The sequence below is a fragment of the Methylobacterium sp. D53M genome (assembly GCF_053345625.1).
In genome coordinates, this window is the sequence record NZ_JBKFAL010000023.1 from 1 (window position 1) to 19551 (window position 19551).

Sequence of the window (19551 nt, forward strand, 5' to 3'; positions counted from 1 at the left end):
ATCGAGGAGGGCTCGCGGGGCGGGTTCGGCGCGATGGTGCTGCACCTGCTGGCCGAGCGCGGCGCGCTGGACGCGGGCGGCGTGCGAGTGCGGACGATGACGCTGCCGGACGCCTACCAGGACCACGACAGCCCGGAGAAGATGTACGCCGAGGCGGGCCTCGACGCCAAGACCATCGTCAGGACCGCCCTCGACACACTGCCGGCGGAGACCGGCAAGGCCGAGCCGGCGAGCAACGTGGTGAGCGTGCGCCGCCGCCCGCGCTGACGCCGCGGAGAGCGCGGTCTCCCGCGCTCGCTCCGTTCCCTGTCGATGTGTTCGGACTGCCGTCCTTGCAAGCGGAGCCAAGCGAACCAGGGCAGCGCGGCGCTCACCGGCGTCGCGCCAACCCCCGGGTCACTCCGCTTCGCTCGTGATGACGGAGCCGACACGCTGACCGAGGCCCCCAGACGGAGACGGCATCCCGTCTCATTCCGAGGTGCCGGAGCGTGGCACGGGCCTCGAAGGAGCCTTCCGGAGGTCGAGCGATCTCCGGAGATCTCTGCGGGTCCGGTCGAAACCGCTCCTACCCCAAAGCCTGCTCCACCGCCTTGCCGCAGGTCTGCGTGTCGGCATTCCCGCCGAGGTCGCGGGTGCGCAGCGTCCGCTCGGACAGCACCCGCTCGATCCCGCCGACGATCTCGGCCGCCGCCGCGTGCTCGCCGAGATGCTCCAGCATCATCGCCCCCGACCAGATCTGGCCGATCGGGTTGGCGATCCCCTGGCCGGCGATGTCCGGCGCCGAGCCGTGGACCGGCTCGAACACCGACGGGTGCACCCGCTCCGGGTTGATGTTGCCGGACGGCGCGATGCCGATCGTGCCCGTGCAGGCGGGCCCGAGATCCGACAGGATGTCGCCGAACAGGTTGGAGGCCACCACCACGTCGAACCGATCCGGGTTCAGGACGAAATGCGCGGTCAGGATGTCGATGTGGTACTGGTCCCACCGGACGTCCGGGTAGGCCTCGGCCACCGCCTTCACCCGCTCGTCCCAGTACGGCATGGTGATCGAGATGCCGTTCGACTTCGTGGCCGAGGTCAGGTGCTTCTTCGGGCGCTTCTGCGCCAGTTCGAACGCGAACCTGAGGATCCGGTCCGTCCCGTGCCGGGTCATGATCGTCTCCTGCAGGGCGAACTCCCGGTCGGTGCCGGCGAACATGCGGCCGCCCGCGTTCGAGTACTCGCCCTCGGTGTTCTCCCGGACCACCCAGAAGTCGATGTCGCCGGGCTTGCGGTCGGCGAGCGGGCACTTCACCCCCGGCATCAGCCGCACCGGGCGCAGGTTCGCGTACTGGTCGAATTCCCGCCGGAACAGGATCAGCGAGCCCCAGAGGGAGATGTGGTCGGGCACGCGCTCGGGCATGCCGACGGCACCGAAATAGATCGCGTCGTGGGTCTCGATCCGCGCCTTCCAGTCCTCCGGCATCATCCGGCCGTGCTGCTCGTAATAGTCGCAGCTGGCGAAATCGAACCAGTCGAGCTGGAGGCCGAAGCCGTGCCGCTTGGCCGCCTGCTCCAGCACGCGCACGCCCTCGGGCACGACCTCCTTGCCGATGCCGTCGCCGGGAATCACCGCGATGCGGTAGCGGCGCTGCTGGCTGTTCTCTGGGGCGGCCATGAATCCTCCACGCGTTTCGAGGGGCGGGCCGCTGCGGGGCCCGGGTCGTCGGCGTCAGGTGATTGGTCCGCGCCGGGATCGGGTCAACACCCCGACCTGACAATCAGTCGGTTTCGCCCGCCATCGCCCGGCGCTGGCGGTCGAGCTCCTCGCTGTAGCGCTTGAGCGTGTGGCTCTCGGTGAGCAGGCCCAGCACCTTCCGGCTCTCGGCGTTCTCGACGACCGCGAGCGCCTCGCTCTCGGTCCGGTCGAAGGCGGCCGCGGCGTCCTTGGCGTTCATCCCCGGCGTCAGGAAATCGTCCGCGTGCAGGAGCAGGTCGGCGAGGACCGGCTGCGCGTGGGCGCCGGAATCCCGGGCGGCCGCGTGCGTCTCGGGCACGTTCAGGATGCCGGCGTAGCGCCCCGCCCCGTCCACGGCGATCACCCGGGAGGGCGAGCCGAGGGGATGGGCGCGCAGGAAGGTGGGCAGCGGCGTGTCCAGAGCCACGGTGCCGGGATTGCGGCGCATCAGCCGGCCGACGGTGAGCGAGCGGATCCAGCCGACGTCGTGGGGGCTGCGGATGCTCTCGCCGCGCAGGTGGAAGCGCCACGTGGCGAAGGAGTAGCCGAAGGTCTTGCGCACGGTGAGGGAGGACGAGATCACCGCCGCCAGCACGACGCCGGTGATCGGCAGGCTGCCGGTGACCTCCAGGGCCAGGAACGTCATGGTGAGCGGGCCGCCGATGACCGCCACCGCCAGGGCGCTCATGCCGATCACCGCGTAGGCGAGCGGCGTCAGGCCGAAATCCGCCAGCGGCGGCACCAGCACGGGGGCGAGGGCGGCGAACAGCTTGCCGGCGATGGCCCCGAGGAACAGCGACGCGAAGAACAGGCCGCCGCGGAAGCCCGAGCCGATCGAGATCGCCGAGGCCGTGGCCTTGGCGGCGAACAGCCCGGCCAGGACGGCGATCCCGTGCCCCTGCCCCTCGGCGGCGAAGTGCATGTGCAGGGCGCCGTGGCCGCCCGAGAGCACCTGAGGCGTCGCGAGCAGCGCCAGCGCGCCGACGCACAGCCCCCCGAAGGCGGGCGCCGCCACCCGCGGCACGCCGGAGGCCTGGACGAGGCGCTCGACCAGCGTGACCCCGCGCATGATCAGGATCCCGAGGCCCGCGCAGAACAGCCCGAGGGCGAGGCTCGGCAGGATCTCGAGGCTGGTGACGTGCGAGGTCGTGACCGCCTGCATGTCGCCGAGATCGACGAGCGGCTGCGCCTCGATCAGGGCGCGCGAGATCAGGTTGCCGCACAGCGCCGCGACGACCACGGGCGTCAGCGTGGCGATCGAGTAGGTGCCGATGATCAACTCGAAGGCGTAGAACGCGCCGGCGAGCGGCGCCCCGAAGCCGGCCGCGATCGCCCCAGCCGCGCCGCAGCCGACCAGGGTGCGCAGGTCGCTGCGCCGCACTTCGAAGGCGATGCCCAGGCGCGAGGCGAGGCCTGAGGCGATCTGTGTGTAGCCGGCTTCCAACCCCACCGAGGCGCCGGACCCGTTCGAGATGACGTTCTGGAGCGCGAGGTAGAGGCTGTCGCGCAGGGACATGCGGCCGCCGTGCAGGGCGTTGGCCTCGATCGGGTCGATGGCCGGGCGCTTGCGCGGGCCGCGGACGTAGTTGGCGGCGACGATCAGCAGGCCGAGGACGGCGCCGCCGAGGCACGGGCCCACGAGCAGGAGCGCCGGCGGCACGGCGTCGACGGCGCTGAGGCGCGCGCCCGCGGGCAGCTGGTAGAGATGCTCGCGCAGGGTCTGGGTGATCCAGGTCATGGCGGACACCGCCACGCCGGCGACGCAGCCCACCAGGGTCGCGAGGGCGACGAGGCCGCCCTCGCTCCGTCGGACGAGGCTGCGGAGCCGCCCGGGGGCCTGGACGAGCCCGATCCCGGTCCAGCGCCGACGGGGCCTCCGCGCCGGCCTGACGGGCCGCCGGGCCGGGACGTCGGCCGATCCGTCGCCGGGCGCCCTGCCCCCGCCGGCGGCGCCCGATGGCTGTCGCGCGCTCACGGTCCGCCCCCTCGCCTCCGGTCCGCCCGATCGGCGGGGCCGACGCGTCGGCCCCGCCGCCGCAGTTACAGCCGGGGCCGAGCCCGTTGCAAACGGGCGGTGCTGCGGGAGCGCAGCCGGCCCCGGCGCGGGGGGCTCGGACGGCGCTGTCCACGAAGTCCAAATCCCGTGCACGCATCGCCTTGAAAACTGCCGCGGCCCACGATACACCCCGCGCCAGTGCCGCCGTAGCTCAGTTGGTTAGAGCACCAGATTGTGGATCTGGGGGTCCCCCGTTCGAGCCGGGGCGGTGGTACCAAGGACTTAGCTGGTTTCAGACAGCTCGAAGGTGGACCAGGGGTAACGCTGAGGGTAACAGCGACCCCTGGTTTTGTTTTTTGTGCCTCCACCGGGTGCACGAGCGACGTTCGCACAGATCTGTCGCCTTGGGCCTCAGACAGCTCGGTCAGGCTGCGGTATCGTCTACTGGTCGACCCTGGATCGACCTCCGCGCCCGCCCGCCCTTCTCAACCCCCGACCGTCGTGGGCGGGCGTGGATGCCGGGGACAGCTATCTCGAAACTCATCCATGTTAGAGCCGCCGGCTGGGAACGTCGTACCAGCATGAGGTCGGCTTCGGTCGGCCTCCACGCCCGTCCGCAGATATGCCCCTCAGCTGTCGCGGCGGGCGTGGATGCCTCACCGCCCTGCTGCCAGCGACGGCAGGTCCGCCCGCGCAGCCAGGGCCTCGGCGATCCGCACCCGATCCCGAGAACGAGCCAGGGCCGCATCCGCGTCAGCCATCAGCAGCTCATGCCGGAACAGGTCAAAGCGGGCGAGCCGGAGCATCCGGACAGCGAGGAAGGCGTAGATCAGGCGCATGTCTGCGCGTCCCAATACGCCCTCACGTCCGCGGCGGCTTGATCTTCCTCCCACTCAAAGGTCAGCGCATACCGATGCCGGAGCAAAATGGCTTCCGGGCTTCTGAACCGGATGCCTCTGAATGACAGGAACAGCTCATTCAGCGCGTTGTCGATCTCGTCGGCCCCTCTCCGGCTCTCGATATAGGCGAACCATTCCGGTGTTTCGTGCCGGTCCTCAAAGCCGCCGCTTCGAAGCGCGTTGGATGCCTCAGAGTAGAGTTCATAGAGCGGAGCTGAGATAGCCCAAAGCCGGTCGTACTCCTCCAACAATGCGACGATACGCGGCGCAGATGCGAGAAACCGGGCTTCGTCTGAGCCCATGGCGGCCGCTGCCGGCACGGATGCCAGAGGGGCCGAGAGGATGGCGCCGAGAGCGGCGCGGCGGGTGGAGGCCATCACTGGATGCCCTCCTGCGCCGCCGTGATAGCCTCCCGGTAGTAGACGCTCAGCCGCTTGCCAGCTTCCATCAGCGGCACAGCGATGGTGTTGAGCATCGCGTTGTCGATCTGGTCCGGGCACCCCGCCACGAGGCTCAGGAGCTGCCCATAGCGGAACACGTCCGCGATATCGCCCTCTAGCTTCAAGAGGGGGTGCAGGGCCGGGTTGCGCTCCTTCATGACCGCGCCCTCCCGTAGTTGGTGCCGTCGAAACCGGCGACCGCCGTAGCGATCTCATGAACGTCGCCGTCCTCCTCCGGATCGTGCGGTTCGTCCTGCACGTCGCCGCCGTGCTCGTTCTCGGCTTCGAGGTCGGCACCGTCCTCCAGGTCCGCGTCGCCGTCCATGGCGTCGAGGAGGTCGATCAGGCCGCCGATCAGGCCCTCGACCTCGGTCCGGGACAGGGTGCGGATGCCCTGGGTGAACTGCGTCGCAAAACCTGACTGAGGGGCAGGTTCGGCCGAGCGCATCGCGCGGATGGCCTGTGTGACCGGTCCTACCTGTGCTGAAGGCAAGCGCGGGCGTTCACCGCCGCCGAGGGGCGGTGTAGGGTGGTGGATAGCCATGACTGTAGACCCCTTCAGTTCGTGGTCAGGGCTGAGACGGAAGTTGCCTCTTCCTCTCGGCCCGCTTTTTTGTTATACGAGTAGAATGCTGACGATGTCAACGCCCGTAGAACAGAAAGTCAAAGGCCGCCCCCCAGGGAGCGTCTTTGCCGCCCCGTTCCCGATGCGGTTCACGGTCGCTCAGATGGAGGCGGTGGACGAGTGGCGTCGCACTCAGCCTGACCTCCCGTCGAGGACCGAAGCGATCCGCCGCCTCGTCGAGGAGGCCTTGAGAACCAAGCGTTCCTGATGGCAGTCGGACAAGATGCTCTTACTACCAATGGCTTAGTGCAAGCCCTCGAGCTGTGCGACGAAACACCTTGCGGGGATGCGCAAAGGCCCTATGGTGTCAAGCCAAAAAGCGCCTATGTAACAAGCGTGCCACACAGAATTGTTAGCGCGTACCGGTAGCCAAAACGCCTCTTGTGAGTTGTTTGAGGCCGGAGCGACGTGCAGCTTGCGCGACTCGATGTCGCAGCCGGTGTGTCATTTAGTTGCTTAAACGCTTGGCAAGCTTCGCTGTGGCAGAGTCCAAGGAGGGACCCGTGTCAGTGTCTGGATTTATGGCCTTCAGTCATAACGATGATGATGACGCCGCGGTCAAGGTGTCGAAAGTGAAGCAGAAGTCGTTCTGGAGCGGTGTGCTGCAGGGGCTTTCTGGCCCGGCCATGCTTTCTGATCAGCCTCAGGTGATTGGCAACCTAGTCGAGGTCAGAGACAATAGGGTTTACTTAAAGTTGCCTGGTTGGCGCCGCCGCTATGCTATGGGGTCGCATCAAGAGGCGCTGGAGCTTGCGCGCGCGCTTGCCCAGGCTACGACCAAAGTTAGCGACCAGCAGGGCCTAAAAATCGGCACAGAAACAATTCGTCGTCTCGACCACCTGGGCAAATTGCGCGAAGTACGCCGCCCCAGGGTGCAGAGACGCGCGGAAAATGGCTCGGAATAGGGATCACGAGCGGACACAGGTGACCGCAGTTCGCGAGGTGCGGGAAGATGTTCGAGAAGAGATGGAGCGTGCGCTCAGCGGAACATCCCTCCCCGTTCAAAAAAAGCAAGAAGTTCTCACGCGAGTGGGCGCTGTGGTTGAGCGCTATATAAGCCCCTACCCGCATCCAGACGTTCTGCGTCAAATAGAAAATCTTGCTCCGGGATCAACTGCACTCATTGTTCAAACAGCGGCCGATACTATAAAGCATAATAACGATATCGAAAATAGAGAAATTGACTTAAAAGAGAAAGAGCTTGCTTTAATCGACACTTTGGCCAGAGAGGATTTTAATTCGGTTCGTCAGGGGCGCAGGTATGGCCTTTTCGCTTTCGTAGTCATCCTCGTGTTTGCTGGCGCAATGTACTACCTTGGGGCCAAAGAACTGGCTTATATTGCGTTTGGTGTTGGCTCTCTTGGTATTGTTGGGCAATTAATCACAGGCGGGAGGAAGATCAAGTTCGATACCGGGCCTGCAGAAAAAGAAGAAACTGGTAGTCCTGCGAGCACTAAGTCATCTACTGAAGTCGCAAACACTTAAGGAAAACTTTCGCGCCTTCGGGTATAGTCATCAATCTGGTGATCGTGGACTGTCATCGGTGAGTGCGCAATCCGCTATTGAGTAAAGACGCTCAATGCGATTTCGGGTCCGCCTTGATAGCCCGTGCCTCGACATGTGTGTCTGAACAGATAGTCTGCCGGGATGCGCTACGCCCTCGCCGCCGTAATCCTCGCTACCTCCGTCGCGGCTCAAGCCGCCGGCTCGGTGCCGACGCTGCCGAAGGGTACGTTCTACTATTCGGCCCGCGACAGCCTCACCGCACTCGGCTGGCACCCTGCGCCTCTCCCCTCGGATCGGCGGTTCTGCACGGGCGGACGTGAGGATGTCTGCGAACGCTATCCCGAAGCGTCGGCCTGCTCCGGCAGCGGATTGGCGCTTTGCCGGTTCCTCTGGCGGCGGGGCGACACTCTCGCCGAGGTCACGACCTACGGCGAAGAGGTCGACATGATCCGCGTGCAGTCCGTGGCGTGCAAGGCCGGCTGCTAAGCCTGAGCGTAGTTCGCCGCTTGGATGAACTGCGGCTCCTTGAGGCGAGCCCGCAGATTGCGCTCCACGTCCCCGCTGTCCCTCACGCCGTTGAACACCATGTCGCCGTGGAAATGCGCTTCCGCCATGGACGTGCTGGTGCTCCGATTGTCGTTCGTCGTCACGGCTGCCCGGTCCGGGGCAATGGATGCCGTCTGCGCCACAACTGACGCCGCCCCGGTCTGCGCTGCCTTCGGCACAGCAGGATAGAGAACGGAGGCCAAGGGCTTCCGGCGGTCGTCCCCCGGATCGGCGAGCACGTCGGGTTTGCGAGCGCCCTCGGTGTTGGCTGGCGGCCTCTCCAGCGGGATGACGGACGACTTCGGGTCCACCTTGCGCATCAGCTCGACGGCGATGGCGTTCTTCGCACCGACGAGTGAGGCCCACTCGTTCTTGAGGGCGACGGCGTTGCCCTTCGTCTGTCGGGCGAGGTTGGCGCCGATCAGGTCCTGGGTCTTCTCGTCGTACAGGTCCGTGCCCTTGAGGCCGAGCTTCGCCCGCTGATCCCGCAGGGTCGTCCGGACCACCTGATACCGACCGATCGCGCTGCTGTTCCAACGGTTCGACGGGTGACGGAGCATGCCCGTCTGCAAGGCGTCGATCTGATCAAGGGTTAGCTTCGTCAGATCCTGCTCCTTGCCGCCCGGCAGCAACAGGCCATTCGCCAGGGACGTGTTGTAGCCGCCGCCCCGGCGATGCGCCGTACCCTCCGAGCGGGCGATATGGTCCAGCACGTCCTTGTAGGCGCCGGGGTTCGCCGCGACGCCCTCAGACTGGTCTCCACGCGCGGCGCGACGCCCGCGAGTGCGAATGCCCTCCCCACCTTCCGCGGCCTGCGCCTCGCCGCCGCCGACGAGGCTGGAACCCCAGCGCCGCACGCGGTTCCACTGCCGATCCGCCCAGCTACGCGCGGCAGCGCGGTCGCGGTCGAGCCGACTATCCGGCCCGGCACCGGACGGCCCGACAGCCGCCCCGCTGTTCTCGTCGTCTGAGCGAGTGATGACGCCTGGCTTCTCGGCGTTCGGTACGCCTACATCGCTGGCGATAGATGCGGCCAGCGCTAGCTTGAGCACAGCGCCGAGCGGGCCGCCCGATAGAAGGCCAGACACCCGCAGGATGCTGGCGACGATGGACGCGGCCTTGCTCCCGACCCAGAACAGGAACAGGGCCTCGCACACCTTCATCCACCCGCCCATCGACTGCGCGGCGGCGTCGGCACCCTTGGCGAACGCCCTGATATTCTTGCCGGTCTCCTCCCACGGCAGCTCACGGAGCTGCTTGGCGAACTGCTTGAGCGAGTCCACGAGGTCGCTCTTGATCCAATCCTGGTTGGCGTCGAGCCACTTCTGAAACCGCTCGATCAGGTCCACGATGGCCGGCGTGACGGCCGTCATGATGGACCGGCCGAAACTCTCGGAAACCTGCTGCAGGGTGCGGATCGAAGTCTGAAGCCGCTGCGCCGCCTCTGTGTCTTCCTTGCGCACGAGGCCGATTTGCCCCGACTTGCGCAGGCTCTCCATCAGCTTGGCGCGGCCCTGGATCAGCAAGGCGGCCGTGTCCTGATCTACGCCGGCCTGCTTGAGCAGGTACGTCGCCATCGGGACGCCAGAGCGGTCGGCCGTCCCCTTTGCCGCGTCGGCGAGGTCGCCGAACGTGGTCAGCAAGTCGGTGTTGAGCCGGATCTGCTTGCCGCTCAGCCCCTGCAAGCGAGCGAAGGCCGGCAGGGCGGACGAGTTGCCCGTCGTCTTCATCTCATTGATGCTGTCGGACAGGCGCTGGAAGGATCCGGCCGCCGCGTCAGCCGAGCCGCCGTTGCGGGCGACTGCATTGCCGAGAGCAGAGATAGCTTCCGGGGTCGAGCCAATCGACTTGGCGAGCCGCCCGAGCGAGCTATCCGCGTTGGTGATGTCGCTGACGAAATCCTTGATCGCCCGCCCGGCCGTGAAGATGGCGAAGAGCTTCAGCGCGTTGCGCGCCAGCCGCTCGACAGCCTCGCCGGCATTGTCGATCGACTTTTCAATCTGCTTGCCTTCCTTGGTCGCGCTCTCACGGGTCTTGACGAGGGCCGCCGCGGCATCCTTCTGCCCCTTGGTAAACTGCGCCGGATCCAGGCCGAGAGTTACGACCAAAGCATCCACAACCGTAGCCATATTCACCCCCTAAACCTGAAGCCGCGAGCAAGACAGGATAGTGAACCACTTCCCGTTAGGTGTTTCGCTTTCCAATTCGTGAGCAATGTTCACGATGTACCAAGTGCCGCACGCGGGCGTCAGGTCGCTCTCGACCTTGACGCTGCCGCCGTAGATCAAATTGGGGTTCCACAGCGTGACGACTTCGATCCCGCTCGCAGTGTAGCGAGGATAGCCGACCATCCCGGTCTTCTTGCTGATTGTCGGCGTGGCGCTGGTGCGGCTACCGTTCTTCGGCCAAATCGCGAGTGTGTCGTTCTCAATCAGCCAATTGATGCCGGCGGACTCTGCGAGCCGCTTGATCTGCTGACGGTTAGATCCCGGCAGGTACGGGTCGCGCACCTTGCAGTTCACGCCGTTGTTTTCGAGGGTCAATTGCCCCTGCTTGGCGATGAGTCCCAGCAACTGGGCGACATCCTGGGAGCCCTGCGCAGTCGTCGGTTTCGCCGGGGCAATCGCATTGTAGAGGCCAGCCATCGCGTCGATGCGAAGGGCTGCGATCGGCGCGTGAATGTCGGCGAACGCCGCGAAGATCGTCCCCGAAAACGCTTTTTTCGCGAGGCCGCCTTCCTCGCCGGCCTCAATCAGGATTGAGTTGTTCCCGACAGCCTCGGACATGAATGGCAACTGTGTGAGCTGGTTCATCATGGGCAGCGGCAAGCCGTAGATGCTGCATGTCGCCTTGCCCGCGTCGGGGCTGCCGTTCTGTTCGATGGCCACAGCAACGCGATGATCCTTGATCGTCGCTTTGTTAACTCCGCCGTTCAGGCCGCCATTCTGTAGCTGGATTGTGACGTTGATGAACTTGCGCGCGAAGGCCATGGATCAGCTCCCCGGATTGGGGGCGGGGCCGGTGCCGTGGATGTGGCCTTGCAGCGTCACCTGATCCGCAGTGCCCTTGCCGGCCGTGACGTTGCCCGGCGCCTGGATCTCGCCCTTGTCGGTGATGACCACGCCGTTCATGTTCCAGCCGGCCGACGAGCTTTTCAGCGTGTTCTTGTTCCTATCGGCGCAGTCGATGCCGTCATCCGTGAACATGAAGTGCTGCTTGATTGGCTGAGATTTACGCGGAAGCGTCCCGTGGAAGACAGCGTCCGACATATCGTTGCGGCGCTGGCTGCCAGGATTGGCTTCCGCGAAATCGTTGGCCTGAACCGACTTGTGGTCTCGATCCAAAACCGAGAACGTGCCCACGTCGCCGGCCTGCGGATCGTTGACGAAGACGCTATCGCCGGACTGGCTGCGGGGCACCGGCACGCCGTGAATGATCCCGTGCGACATCGCCTTGCCGCTACCGTCCAGTTGCTTGACCAGCGGCTGGATATCGACCGTGCAAGGCTCGGTGAGTGAGTTCCGATTGTAGACTTTGACGATCTTCGCCATGAAGTGAAACCGGCGCTCGCCGAATTGCTGGCGAGACTGGAAAGCATCGCGGTTCACTTCCGAGTTGGGATCGCGGACAGTCATCTGCCCGACAGGAGCTTGGCTTTCTGACCCGCGCATTGACTGCCCCGATCTTTAGATTTCTATCGATGCCCTGGCGGGGGCTGAAGTAGACGCTGGTTGTGCGCGTTGACGCTCAGGATCTCGATCATGTCTGCCAAGTCCTGGCTTCCGTAGACCGTCTCCAATTCGTGCAGCGTCGCCATCCCCTCCCCGACCACGTAGGCTATGCCTGCGGGGAGGTTCGGGTGATTTCGCCAGCGACGGGGAAGCCCGGGGTCCCCGGCTGAGCCGATGTCGAGGGGGCGCCGGGATTGGTAGGGCGGATGTGGAGCAACAAGATCTCTTTGCGGAGGCTGACGCGCGTCAACACTTCCTCAATGTCATCTTCGACCAGATCTCGCACGACATTGGCGTGAGACGGATCGGGGCAGATCCTCACGCACGTGAACATCTCGTCCATCAGCGGCGAGATATCGTCCCACTGTAGGCCCTGGAGCGCCTGGACACCCATAGCGGCAAAGGCCGCCATGCCGCCGTTGAGCACTTCGTCCGGCAGCTCGGCGCCCGCCCGTGTGAGGGTCGTCAGCGCGCGTGCTGCCCATTCCTCGGCCTGCCGCGCCGACATCTCCGTCAGCACGAACACCTTGCCGTTGTCTCGATCCTCGCCGGACCATGTGATCCGGCTTTCTCGCCTTGCCATAGGCCCTGACTCCTTGTGTGCTGTGATCTCAAGGAGCCCCCGGCACGTCGAGCGCGCCGGAGGCTGTGTCGGGTGCGGGATCGTCGGCTATTCGTCCCGTCTGCCGCTGGTTATTTGGAGAGCGCCACTCAGCGGCTGGGCGCCGTGCGGGTGAAGCTCACCCCACACTGTCCGCGCGCACCGAACCGCTTGCGCCCTAGGCAGGGTCGGCACTCGCACGGCATCACGCAGCCGACCGCGGGGGCGGCTCGGCGAACACATCCTCCGGCATGGGGAGCCGCGCATCAGGATCGGAAGCAAGGCGGTCACGCACGGCCTGCCAGGGACACGGCATGGCCGTCGTGCTGCTCGGCGAGTAGCCGGCGCCGGGATCCCAAAGCCCGTAGGTGGCATTCGCCGCGCGCCGCAGCATCGTCACCCGGTGTTGCAGGTCTAGCAGCTCGGCGATGACGGCCGCCCGCGTCGGGTCGGCCTCAAGAACCGCCTTGATCGCGTCGTCAACGGCCATCTGGGATAGCGTGCACGGCGTCTCCAGAAGCTGAAGGTCGGTCTGAAGCTCGGCCGTCACCTTCTTGGAAGCCGCGATCTCCTCGTTCACGGCGGCCAACTCGGCGCGGGCCTCCGCGGCCCTGCCGGTGCCAGTGAAGCTCTCGCCGCGGAGCAGCGCATCACGGCGATCGGCCTCGCTGCGGAGACTTCCGAGGCTCCGGACTTCCTCCTCAAGGTCGGACTGGCGGGAGTAGAGCGGATATCGAGCCTCGTCGGTGGCCTTGATCTCGGCGCGCTTGGCCGCGACCAGTGCAAGCCGGCGGTCGCGCTCGGCGATGGCGTCGGCGAGCCGCTGCCGTTCGGGCGTGCGGCCGGGCGGAACGAGGGCGAGCGATGCTTTCGCCATGGCGCTCAATGCCCCTTGAACATGTTCGGGAACGCCTTGGCAGTTTCGGCTCTCTCGGCCTCCGTCATCGGACGCGAAGGCTTGGCCGGCATCGGCGCCGCGAAGCCGATGGAGTCGCCGCTATCGAGACGGAACATGTGAGGATGCAGCGCCTCGATGGCAGCACGGTCCTCGGCCACGGCCTTGAGGACGCGCTTCCGCGTCACGCTGTAGCCGCGAGCCTGACAGTCCATCGCCAGGATCTCCCGCCGCTTGATCGCGGCGTCTGCCGCCATGTCCTTGGGTGGGATCTGAGACGACAGCATCTCGTCTAGCTTCATCATGTCATCATCAGGGATCTTGCCCATGCAAAACTCCATGATGCGTTCCATGGTCTCGACGTTCATCGGTCTCTCCTTCAGTTGCTCGGCGGGTTCCAGGGGATGAAGTTGGACAGCGGCACGTCGGAGGGCTTCTCCGTCGACGCGTGCAGCTCGATCACGCCGCCGTCCGCCGGGTTGCCGGTGACAGCCGAGGCCGGCGCCCAGGACGCGGACATCAGGTTCACCGGCTGGACGATGGCGAAGTACCGCTGGTCGTTCGCGATGCCGGTGTAGGCCGCAGCAGGCCAACGGCGGCAGGGGCGGCCGTCAATCAGCAGGGACTGCGCCGAGTAGAGGCAGACGCGGTATCCCATCTTCAAAATCCTTTTCGGAATGAGATCATCGCAGAACGGCCGCGATAGCCGCGCTCGCCGGGGTATGTACCGCGCGGTTGCTTGGCCATCTCCAGAAGTTCTTTGGTGATGACTAAGGGCTTTGAAATCGAATTGACCGATACGATGGCCCCGGCGACGGCGTTCGCTACGTCGTCGTGAGCGCCCTTGATCTGCGGATGATCGATCGTCTCTTTGCCGCTGCCGCGCGTCGTGCGGCGCTCAAGCGAGGTAAGTTGCGCCTCAAGCTTCGGCACTTCGAGCAGCCGGCACCGCTCGGAATTCAAGATCGGCAGCAGTTCGCGGTAGATGTCCGACTTGCTCTTCTCGGACGGCTCGTAGGTGATGCCGTTGGCCGCAAACCGATCCCGGACCCAAGCCGCGCCGTAGCGGTCGCCCGTGATCGTGTGGACCCGATAGGTTTTGCAAAGGGCGGCAAACTCAGCCGTCACAGCGTCCGGAGAGCCGCGAACCTCCCGAACCGCGTCGAGGACCACCAAGTCACCGTCCCGGTGCGCGATGGCCATGGCGTGGCTGTCGGCGCCACCACCCGACACGTCCACAAAGGCTGCGTACCACTGGCCCTCGACCGGCGGGACCTCGCGCACGCCCTTCGGCATGCAAGCCGCCACCGCCTCGATCGACACGAAGGCTTCGCTGTCGGTCCGGAACTGCGCGCCCCACTCGGCCGACGCCGCCACTGGGTCGTCCCGGTAGGCTTCCTCCTCCTCGGCAAGCAGCGTCGCGCTCTTGTGCATCGCCTGCGTCGGCGCCTGGATCACCAGCACCCGCGGGCTGCCCTCCGGACCGAAGTTCTTGCGGTAGAGGTCCCAAAGTGCACCCCGGCGGGCGTAGGGGCTGCTCAGGACGAACAGAGGGCTGCCGAGAGTGCCGAGGCCGGGGCGAAGGGCGCGCAACACCTCCGTGTCGGGATTGGCGCCGTCGACGCTCCAGAACGCGATCTCGTCCGCCACGGCTGCCACGGGCGTCGGGCCGCGCGTGGTCTTGAAGCTCGCCGTCATCACCTGGATGTCGATGCGGTTCGTCAGCCGGATCGTGTCGGCGATCGGATCCCCGTCCAGGTACTCGCGGCAGGCCGGCGACTCCTGAAACACGCCCAGGATGTAGTTCAGGCACTCCTTGGCCGTGTCCTTGGCCGCTGCCATCACCGGGATGCGCCCGCGCTGCCCAGGAGCGAAGTCGTCCGTGTAGTCGATGCACCGGGCGAAGTAGGCCGCCGCCACCGCCATCGCACGGGTCTTGCCCGCCCGGCGCCCGCAGACCGCGACAAGCTCCTTGCAGGGCCTGTCAGGCTCGCGCTCACGCCCGCCGGTCAGCTCGCGGAAGATCTCCCGCTCGGCATCGGTCAGCGCCTCGCCCTGGCTGGCGATCAGCACGATGCGCCACGCCTCCCAGGTCGGGCCAGGGAGTACCGCACCGAACATCTCGGGATCGGCCAGTGCCTCCCGCATCGTGGTCAGCCGACGCATGGCCTAGACCTTCCGCGCGGCGTTGCGCTCGTCCCAGGACAGGGTGCGCGATGCTTTCGGAGGGCCCATGCGGCGGGCCTGCCGGTCCATCCGGTCCCCGATCTGCCCAAGGGCCTCCAAGTCGACGTTCTGACCGGCCGCGATGGCCGCGTGCAGCTTGGCCAGCTCGACCGCGAGGCCGGCATAGGCACGGGCCGCCTCGCGCTGGGTGACCGACATGGCTGCCTTGCCGCCCCGCTCGGCCTCCACCTCATCCAACACAGACTTGTAGTGCCGCGCGGCCTCGGTGCTGCCCGGCACGGTCACGAGGAACGGCCGGCTACCATTGGCGAGCGCCGAGCGCTGCTTGGGCGAACGAATAGTTGTAGATTGAGCTTGGAACGTCATTCGACCGACCGACCGTTGTCTGCCGAGTATATCCGAAAAACGACTACAAATCTACGTAAGGCAGTGTTATATATAGTGATATCGAGTTATAATCGCCGCATGATGCTTGATGCTGGCGTGTGCCTATCGTGAATGGTAGGCGTCCCTTCATGGCGAAGGATCAGACACAGTTGAACTGGAAGCGCGGCATGCTGCGGCTATGGGTCGTGCTCACGGCCGCCTGGGTATGTCTGTGCTTATTCGTCTTCGATTTGCCAGCCCTTTGGACCAATGCAACTGCCCCCCTGATCATTAAAGGAGGCAATTACCAACTAGAGTTTCCTCTAGATGTCGCGCGACCCGAAATAATCTCTGCAATCGCGGAGTTTATCATCGAAGAGCGCGCCAAAGGGCATGCTGAAGCTATGGGTCCGGCCAGCGAGTCCCCTCAAAAGATCGCAGAAGGCATTGTCGGCAACTATGACCGCATCAGCCTACCCGTTCGCCTCTGGCGCGTGTTTTCAACTCTGATCCTCGCATCGCTGCTGCCGCCGTTGGCGCTGCTTGTACTAGGGTGTGCGTGCGCCTTCGTAATCCGTGGCTTCCGGCCGAACCCGACGCGCTAACCAAGGCGCGCCAACACTCGCGAAACCTGAGTCGTCGTCCAGGCATCACCGCCCCGGCTGGTCGGAATGCCCTTAGCGGTGAGAGCCTTCGCCATAGCCGTGGCAGATGTGATGCCGGCCGCACGCAGCTCGGCGATGACAGGGGCATACCGGGCGGCCTGGCCCTCGCTCTTGGCCTTGAGGACGGCCCTGGAAGCCTCGTTGTCGGCCTTGGTGGGCACGTAGCCCCGGAAGCCCCCGAGCTTGGTCCCGCGGGCCTTAGCGGCCTGTAGGGCGGCCTTGGTGCGGGCACCGATCATGCGGCGCTCTTCCTCGGCAACCATCGCCATGATCCCGACCGTGAGCCGGTTGGCGTTGGGCATGTCGGCGGCCACGAAGTCCACACCGGCCTTCTCCAGCCCGAGGAGGAAGTGAGCGTCACGGCTCAGCCGATCCAGCTTCGCGATGACGAGACGGGCGCCGTACAGCCGGCACGCCTCAATGGCCTTGGCGAGCGCCGGGCGATCGTCGCGCTTACCGCTCTCGACCTCCTCAAACTCGGCGCAGACCTTCCAGTCACCACCGTTGAGGAACGCCGCGACGGCCGCGCGCTGCGCCTCGATACCGAGACCGCTGGCACCCTGACGAGCGGTGCTGACCCTGAAGTAGAGGACGTGGTTGCCGCTCGCCATCACAAACACCTCAACCGTCGTTGAGATATTTGTAACGCCCCTAGCGCCGCAGTCAATGAGCGGATGCCGCTGCGCCGCCAGAATTTTCCGGCCAGCCGCTGCGCGCGTGAGCGCTACCGAAAAGCCTCATCTCGAACCGAGACCCACAGTGCGCACGCAGACTCAGCGGGTGTCGGGAGCTCGCAGCCGCTCGACCTCATCTTGGCGGCTAATAGCGAGCTTTCCTACGGCTACCGGCACGCTAACCCGGCTCGTCTTTCAGCGTCTGCCACACCTCTCAGAGTGTGGCGTGGCAAGGTGGGGCGGTGTGGCGCCTCGGGTGGTTTGCCCCACTGCCACACCTGCCCCACCCCCTTTAGGGGGGGGCAAGGTGAGGCGGGGCAGTTCACCCCCATTTCAGGCTGCCTCACCTACCTCGACGAAGGACCGCTTATTGCGCTTCTCGTCGGTGCCCTCGACCACCACGAACATGCCGGTTTCGATCCAGACTTTGAGCATGGCTTGCACGCGCTTCTTGCCGGCAGCATCGAGTTCGATACCGAGGTCTCTGGCTATCGGGATCCCGACCCACTCCTTGGACTGAGCATTCTCCCGCCACCGGCCTTCCGCGACTGCGCGCTGAGCCTTCCGGAGGTGATCGACGGTCAGTCCCTCAAGCATGTCTGGCCACCGCCAGGGTTCGACGACAGCGACGTGATCGCCCCCGTCGATAGAGTCTGCCGGGCCGTTGCCGAGATTGACCGGTACGAGGTGGAACCACTCGCTGCGCTCGGGTGGCGGGGCGAGGTTCGCCTTGCCATTGTCGGCACGGAAGTAGCCACGGTTTGTCGGCAGCCCGGCGCGGTCCGCTTGCTCCTTGGTCATGGAATTGAGCACGCGGGCACTTCGAGCGGCTGCCAGGAGGGCGCCGGCTCCACGGCCGTCCTCGACCGTGTATTCGCCCGTGGATCCGCTCTGACCCTTTCGGACGTGGTGGATCAGCTCGACGGCGGCGCGGCCCTCCTCCGCGACGCGGTTCCACGCCTTGGCGACGATGTCGATGGAAGCGTTGTCGTTCTCGGTGACCCGGTGCGAGCTGACAAACGGGTCGATCACCACCACGTCGATCCGGTTGTTGAGGATGGCGCGGGTTAGCCCCTCCACGACTGGCTCGGCGACCTTGGTCCCCTCGCGGGTGGTGGTGGCGATGACGATGCTGGTGGTCCGGCCGGAATTGAGAAACAGCCGCCCCTCAACCTCGGCCGGCTTGATCCCGTAATGCAGGCAGATCGCCACGACGCGGCGCTCGATCTCCTCCATCGGGTCTTCGAGGTTCAGGTACCAGCACCGCAGCGGCTTCGGGACTGACACGCCCAGCAGGGGCCTGCCGGTCACCATGGCGATGACCTCGACCAGCGCGAGGCTGGACTTGCCGACGCCGCCGGGTGCCGCCGTGGTGCTCAGGAACCTGCGGATCAGATGCCGGCCGTAGACCCATTCGCGCGGAGGGATCGTAGCCGGATCCCGCCATCGAAAGGGCTGGGCACGGATCACCGGCCTGGCTCCAGGCATCGCGTCGGGATCGGGGCCCGGCCAGCCGCAGAACGCGTCTGCGTCGACTGAGGCCCCGTTGTACGAGCGCTCCGACATCAGGCACCTCCGCGCGAGCCGGCGGGCCGGAGCGTCAATGCGGTGTCCGCCGCGTTGGTGATTGCCATGGCGGCCTGCCGGAGGGCGTAGTTCACGCCTCGGATGTCGCCGATCATAGCCAGCTCGGCCGCCGTCCGAGCGTAGGTCTCGGCGACGCCGGCCGCTTCCGCGATGGTCTCGAAGGTCAGGGCTTGCATGGCCGCCCGATCGGGATTGCGGACGGGCGCATTCATGCCGCGCCTCCTTGATTGTGGAAGGCCTGCATTGCCCAAGTGAACCGGTCGGCTGCCGCCGGGATGTGTGCCGTTAGCGCATTCATCGCGGCGACACCGGCACGGGCGTACTCACGGTCGACACGGTCGGGCGTCGTGCTGATGCCCTTCCCGATCTCTTGGGCCATGCCGACGAGGCCCTGAGCGACGAAGTGCGGGGCAATCAGCACCGGCTCGCCGTCGACTTCGACCGTGTGGCAGGCATCCTTCCAGCTCTTCAGCAGAGCCGCCCTGAGGGAGCGGCGCAGGTTGCGTGGCAGCGCGAGTGCTGCCAGCAATTCCTCATGGGCGTGCCAAGGCATGTCGGGGCCATCAGCCGGCCCGCGAAAGAAGCGGACCGACACGCCGTTGATGGTGGCGATGTGGATGGGAGTGGCGCTCGCGATCATGCGCGCCCCCACCGGTCGGTGACGGTGAACGCCAGCTCAGCGACGACGCTGGCCATAGATGGCGTCAATCCAAAGCGGGCTGCGAGATAGGGGGCTTGCCGAGGAGTCTCGGTTGGCGCATATCTCTCAAAGCGATCTTGCCGGACGCGATTTGAGAGACCCGCCTTCGCCCCGCGATGCGCGGGTTTCTTCATGGCTATGCGGCCTCCTTGGAAGCCTGCCGGGCCTCGAAGGCCTGCAGGTCGGCCAGCCGCCAGTAGCGGCGCCCGTTGATACGGATGGGCTGCGGAAAGCCGAGCCTGGGATCAGCCAGCCACCGGAAGATGGTCATGTCCGACACACCGTAGCGTGCGCGAGCAGCGGAGGCCGGAAGCAGGTCTTCGTTAGACTTTGGGACAGCAAGAGGCATTGCGTGGCTCCTTGTTGGAACACGCTCAAAGTGGATCGGCTTTTGCAGTGTCGCTATTTGTCGATGG

25 protein-coding genes and 1 tRNA gene are annotated in these 19551 nt (G+C 65.8%); 6 read left to right on the forward strand and 20 right to left on the reverse strand.

Translation table 11 applies throughout. From position 1 onward, the window contains the following. A partial coding sequence (locus ACLBYG_RS24720) for a transketolase C-terminal domain-containing protein (protein ID WP_447683218.1) occupies window positions 1-267 on the forward strand: 267 nt, incomplete at its 5' end. Window positions 268-565: 298 nt separating this feature from the next. Here ACLBYG_RS24720 and ACLBYG_RS24725 read toward each other — a convergent pair. Both ACLBYG_RS24725 and ACLBYG_RS24730 read right to left on the reverse strand, forming a co-directional pair. Continuing rightward, window positions 566-1657 (reverse strand): tartrate dehydrogenase, encoded by a 1092-nt coding sequence (locus tag ACLBYG_RS24725; protein ID WP_020094395.1) that lies wholly within the window; start codon window positions 1655-1657, stop codon window positions 566-568. A gap of 103 nt (window positions 1658-1760) precedes the next feature. Continuing rightward, window positions 1761-3692, reverse strand: coding sequence for a chloride channel protein (locus ACLBYG_RS24730; RefSeq protein ID WP_447683219.1), 1932 nt, complete (start codon window positions 3690-3692; stop codon window positions 1761-1763). A gap of 221 nt (window positions 3693-3913) precedes the next feature. On the opposite strand from ACLBYG_RS24730, the gene ACLBYG_RS24735 reads away from it, so the two are divergent. Beyond that, window positions 3914-3990 (forward strand) — tRNA-His (locus ACLBYG_RS24735). 379 nt (window positions 3991-4369) lie between these two features. On the opposite strand, the gene ACLBYG_RS24740 is transcribed toward ACLBYG_RS24735, so the two are convergent. Genes ACLBYG_RS24740 through ACLBYG_RS24755 form a run of 4 tightly spaced genes read right to left on the reverse strand, consistent with a single transcriptional unit; the run spans window position 4370 to window position 5596 of the window. Beyond that, a complete protein-coding gene (locus ACLBYG_RS24740; protein WP_447683220.1) occupies window positions 4370-4552 on the reverse strand; it encodes a hypothetical protein in 183 nt (60 codons plus the stop codon). Beyond that, a complete protein-coding gene (locus ACLBYG_RS24745; RefSeq protein ID WP_447683221.1) occupies window positions 4543-4989 on the reverse strand; it encodes a hypothetical protein in 447 nt (148 codons plus the stop codon). Before ACLBYG_RS24745 ends, ACLBYG_RS24740 begins: the two co-directional genes overlap by 10 nt. Continuing rightward, window positions 4989-5210: a hypothetical protein gene (locus tag ACLBYG_RS24750; RefSeq protein WP_447683222.1), complete on the reverse strand. Its 222-nt coding sequence runs from the start codon at window positions 5208-5210 to the stop codon at window positions 4989-4991. Before ACLBYG_RS24750 ends, ACLBYG_RS24745 begins: the two co-directional genes overlap by 1 nt. Next, window positions 5207-5596 (reverse strand): hypothetical protein, encoded by a 390-nt coding sequence (locus ACLBYG_RS24755; protein ID WP_447683223.1) that lies wholly within the window; start codon window positions 5594-5596, stop codon window positions 5207-5209. The genes ACLBYG_RS24750 and ACLBYG_RS24755 overlap by 4 nt, the downstream gene beginning before the upstream one ends. Window positions 5597-6180: 584 nt before the next feature. On the opposite strand from ACLBYG_RS24755, the gene ACLBYG_RS24760 reads away from it, so the two are divergent. From ACLBYG_RS24760 to ACLBYG_RS24770, 3 genes are all read left to right on the forward strand, one after another. Then, window positions 6181-6582 carry a hypothetical protein gene (locus ACLBYG_RS24760; RefSeq protein ID WP_447683224.1) on the forward strand — a complete coding sequence of 134 codons (402 nt, stop codon included), beginning with the start codon at window positions 6181-6183 and terminating at the stop codon, window positions 6580-6582. A gap of 19 nt (window positions 6583-6601) precedes the next feature. After that, window positions 6602-7162 carry a hypothetical protein gene (locus ACLBYG_RS24765; RefSeq protein ID WP_447683225.1) on the forward strand — a complete coding sequence of 187 codons (561 nt, stop codon included), beginning with the start codon at window positions 6602-6604 and terminating at the stop codon, window positions 7160-7162. 162 nt (window positions 7163-7324) lie between these two features. Beyond that, window positions 7325-7669 carry a hypothetical protein gene (locus ACLBYG_RS24770; protein ID WP_447683226.1) on the forward strand — a complete coding sequence of 115 codons (345 nt, stop codon included), beginning with the start codon at window positions 7325-7327 and terminating at the stop codon, window positions 7667-7669. Here ACLBYG_RS24770 and ACLBYG_RS24775 read toward each other — a convergent pair. From ACLBYG_RS24775 to ACLBYG_RS24815, 9 genes are all read right to left on the reverse strand, one after another. After that, window positions 7666-9858: a hypothetical protein gene (locus ACLBYG_RS24775; RefSeq protein WP_447683227.1), complete on the reverse strand. Its 2193-nt coding sequence runs from the start codon at window positions 9856-9858 to the stop codon at window positions 7666-7668. The genes ACLBYG_RS24770 and ACLBYG_RS24775 overlap by 4 nt on opposite strands. Window positions 9859-9867: 9 nt before the next feature. Then, entirely contained in the window at window positions 9868-10719 is an 852-nt protein-coding gene (locus ACLBYG_RS24780; RefSeq protein ID WP_447683228.1) for a baseplate hub protein, read from the reverse strand. Between the two features lie 3 nt (window positions 10720-10722). After that, complete coding sequence (locus tag ACLBYG_RS24785) at window positions 10723-11364, reverse strand: hypothetical protein (RefSeq protein ID WP_447683229.1); 642 nt, start codon at window positions 11362-11364, stop codon at window positions 10723-10725. Between the two features lie 202 nt (window positions 11365-11566). Next, window positions 11567-12043 (reverse strand): phage tail assembly chaperone, encoded by a 477-nt coding sequence (locus ACLBYG_RS24790; protein WP_447683230.1) that lies wholly within the window; start codon window positions 12041-12043, stop codon window positions 11567-11569. A gap of 223 nt (window positions 12044-12266) precedes the next feature. Then, the gene (locus ACLBYG_RS24795; protein ID WP_447683231.1) at window positions 12267-12938 is read right to left on the reverse strand and encodes a hypothetical protein; all 672 of its coding nucleotides are present in this window, start codon (window positions 12936-12938) and stop codon (window positions 12267-12269) included. Between the two features lie 5 nt (window positions 12939-12943). Beyond that, entirely contained in the window at window positions 12944-13324 is a 381-nt protein-coding gene (locus ACLBYG_RS24800) for a hypothetical protein (protein WP_447683232.1), read from the reverse strand. A gap of 11 nt (window positions 13325-13335) precedes the next feature. Then, on the reverse strand, window positions 13336-13614 hold the full coding sequence (locus ACLBYG_RS24805) for a hypothetical protein (RefSeq protein WP_447683233.1): 279 nt from the start codon (window positions 13612-13614) through the stop codon (window positions 13336-13338). Between the two features lie 2 nt (window positions 13615-13616). Then, window positions 13617-15122, reverse strand: coding sequence for a hypothetical protein (locus ACLBYG_RS24810; RefSeq protein ID WP_447683234.1), 1506 nt, complete (start codon window positions 15120-15122; stop codon window positions 13617-13619). Between the two features lie 3 nt (window positions 15123-15125). Next, the gene (locus tag ACLBYG_RS24815) at window positions 15126-15509 is read right to left on the reverse strand and encodes a hypothetical protein (RefSeq protein WP_447683235.1); all 384 of its coding nucleotides are present in this window, start codon (window positions 15507-15509) and stop codon (window positions 15126-15128) included. 149 nt (window positions 15510-15658) lie between these two features. Here ACLBYG_RS24815 and ACLBYG_RS24820 point away from each other — a divergent pair, with 149 nt between their 5' ends. Continuing rightward, window positions 15659-16114 carry a hypothetical protein gene (locus ACLBYG_RS24820; RefSeq protein ID WP_447683236.1) on the forward strand — a complete coding sequence of 152 codons (456 nt, stop codon included), beginning with the start codon at window positions 15659-15661 and terminating at the stop codon, window positions 16112-16114. Here ACLBYG_RS24820 and ACLBYG_RS24825 read toward each other — a convergent pair. From ACLBYG_RS24825 to ACLBYG_RS24845, 5 genes are all read right to left on the reverse strand, one after another. Beyond that, on the reverse strand, window positions 16111-16785 hold the full coding sequence (locus ACLBYG_RS24825; RefSeq protein WP_447683237.1) for a recombinase family protein: 675 nt from the start codon (window positions 16783-16785) through the stop codon (window positions 16111-16113). The genes ACLBYG_RS24820 and ACLBYG_RS24825 overlap by 4 nt on opposite strands. A gap of 396 nt (window positions 16786-17181) precedes the next feature. After that, window positions 17182-18414 (reverse strand): AAA family ATPase, encoded by a 1233-nt coding sequence (locus ACLBYG_RS24830; RefSeq protein ID WP_447683238.1) that lies wholly within the window; start codon window positions 18412-18414, stop codon window positions 17182-17184. Continuing rightward, entirely contained in the window at window positions 18414-18647 is a 234-nt protein-coding gene (locus ACLBYG_RS24835) for a hypothetical protein (RefSeq protein WP_245337779.1), read from the reverse strand. Before ACLBYG_RS24835 ends, ACLBYG_RS24830 begins: the two co-directional genes overlap by 1 nt. Further along, window positions 18644-19075, reverse strand: coding sequence for a hypothetical protein (locus ACLBYG_RS24840; protein ID WP_447683239.1), 432 nt, complete (start codon window positions 19073-19075; stop codon window positions 18644-18646). Before ACLBYG_RS24840 ends, ACLBYG_RS24835 begins: the two co-directional genes overlap by 4 nt. Window positions 19076-19271: 196 nt before the next feature. After that, entirely contained in the window at window positions 19272-19406 is a 135-nt protein-coding gene (locus ACLBYG_RS24845; RefSeq protein WP_280951362.1) for a hypothetical protein, read from the reverse strand. Between the last annotated feature and the right edge of the window lie 145 nt (window positions 19407-19551).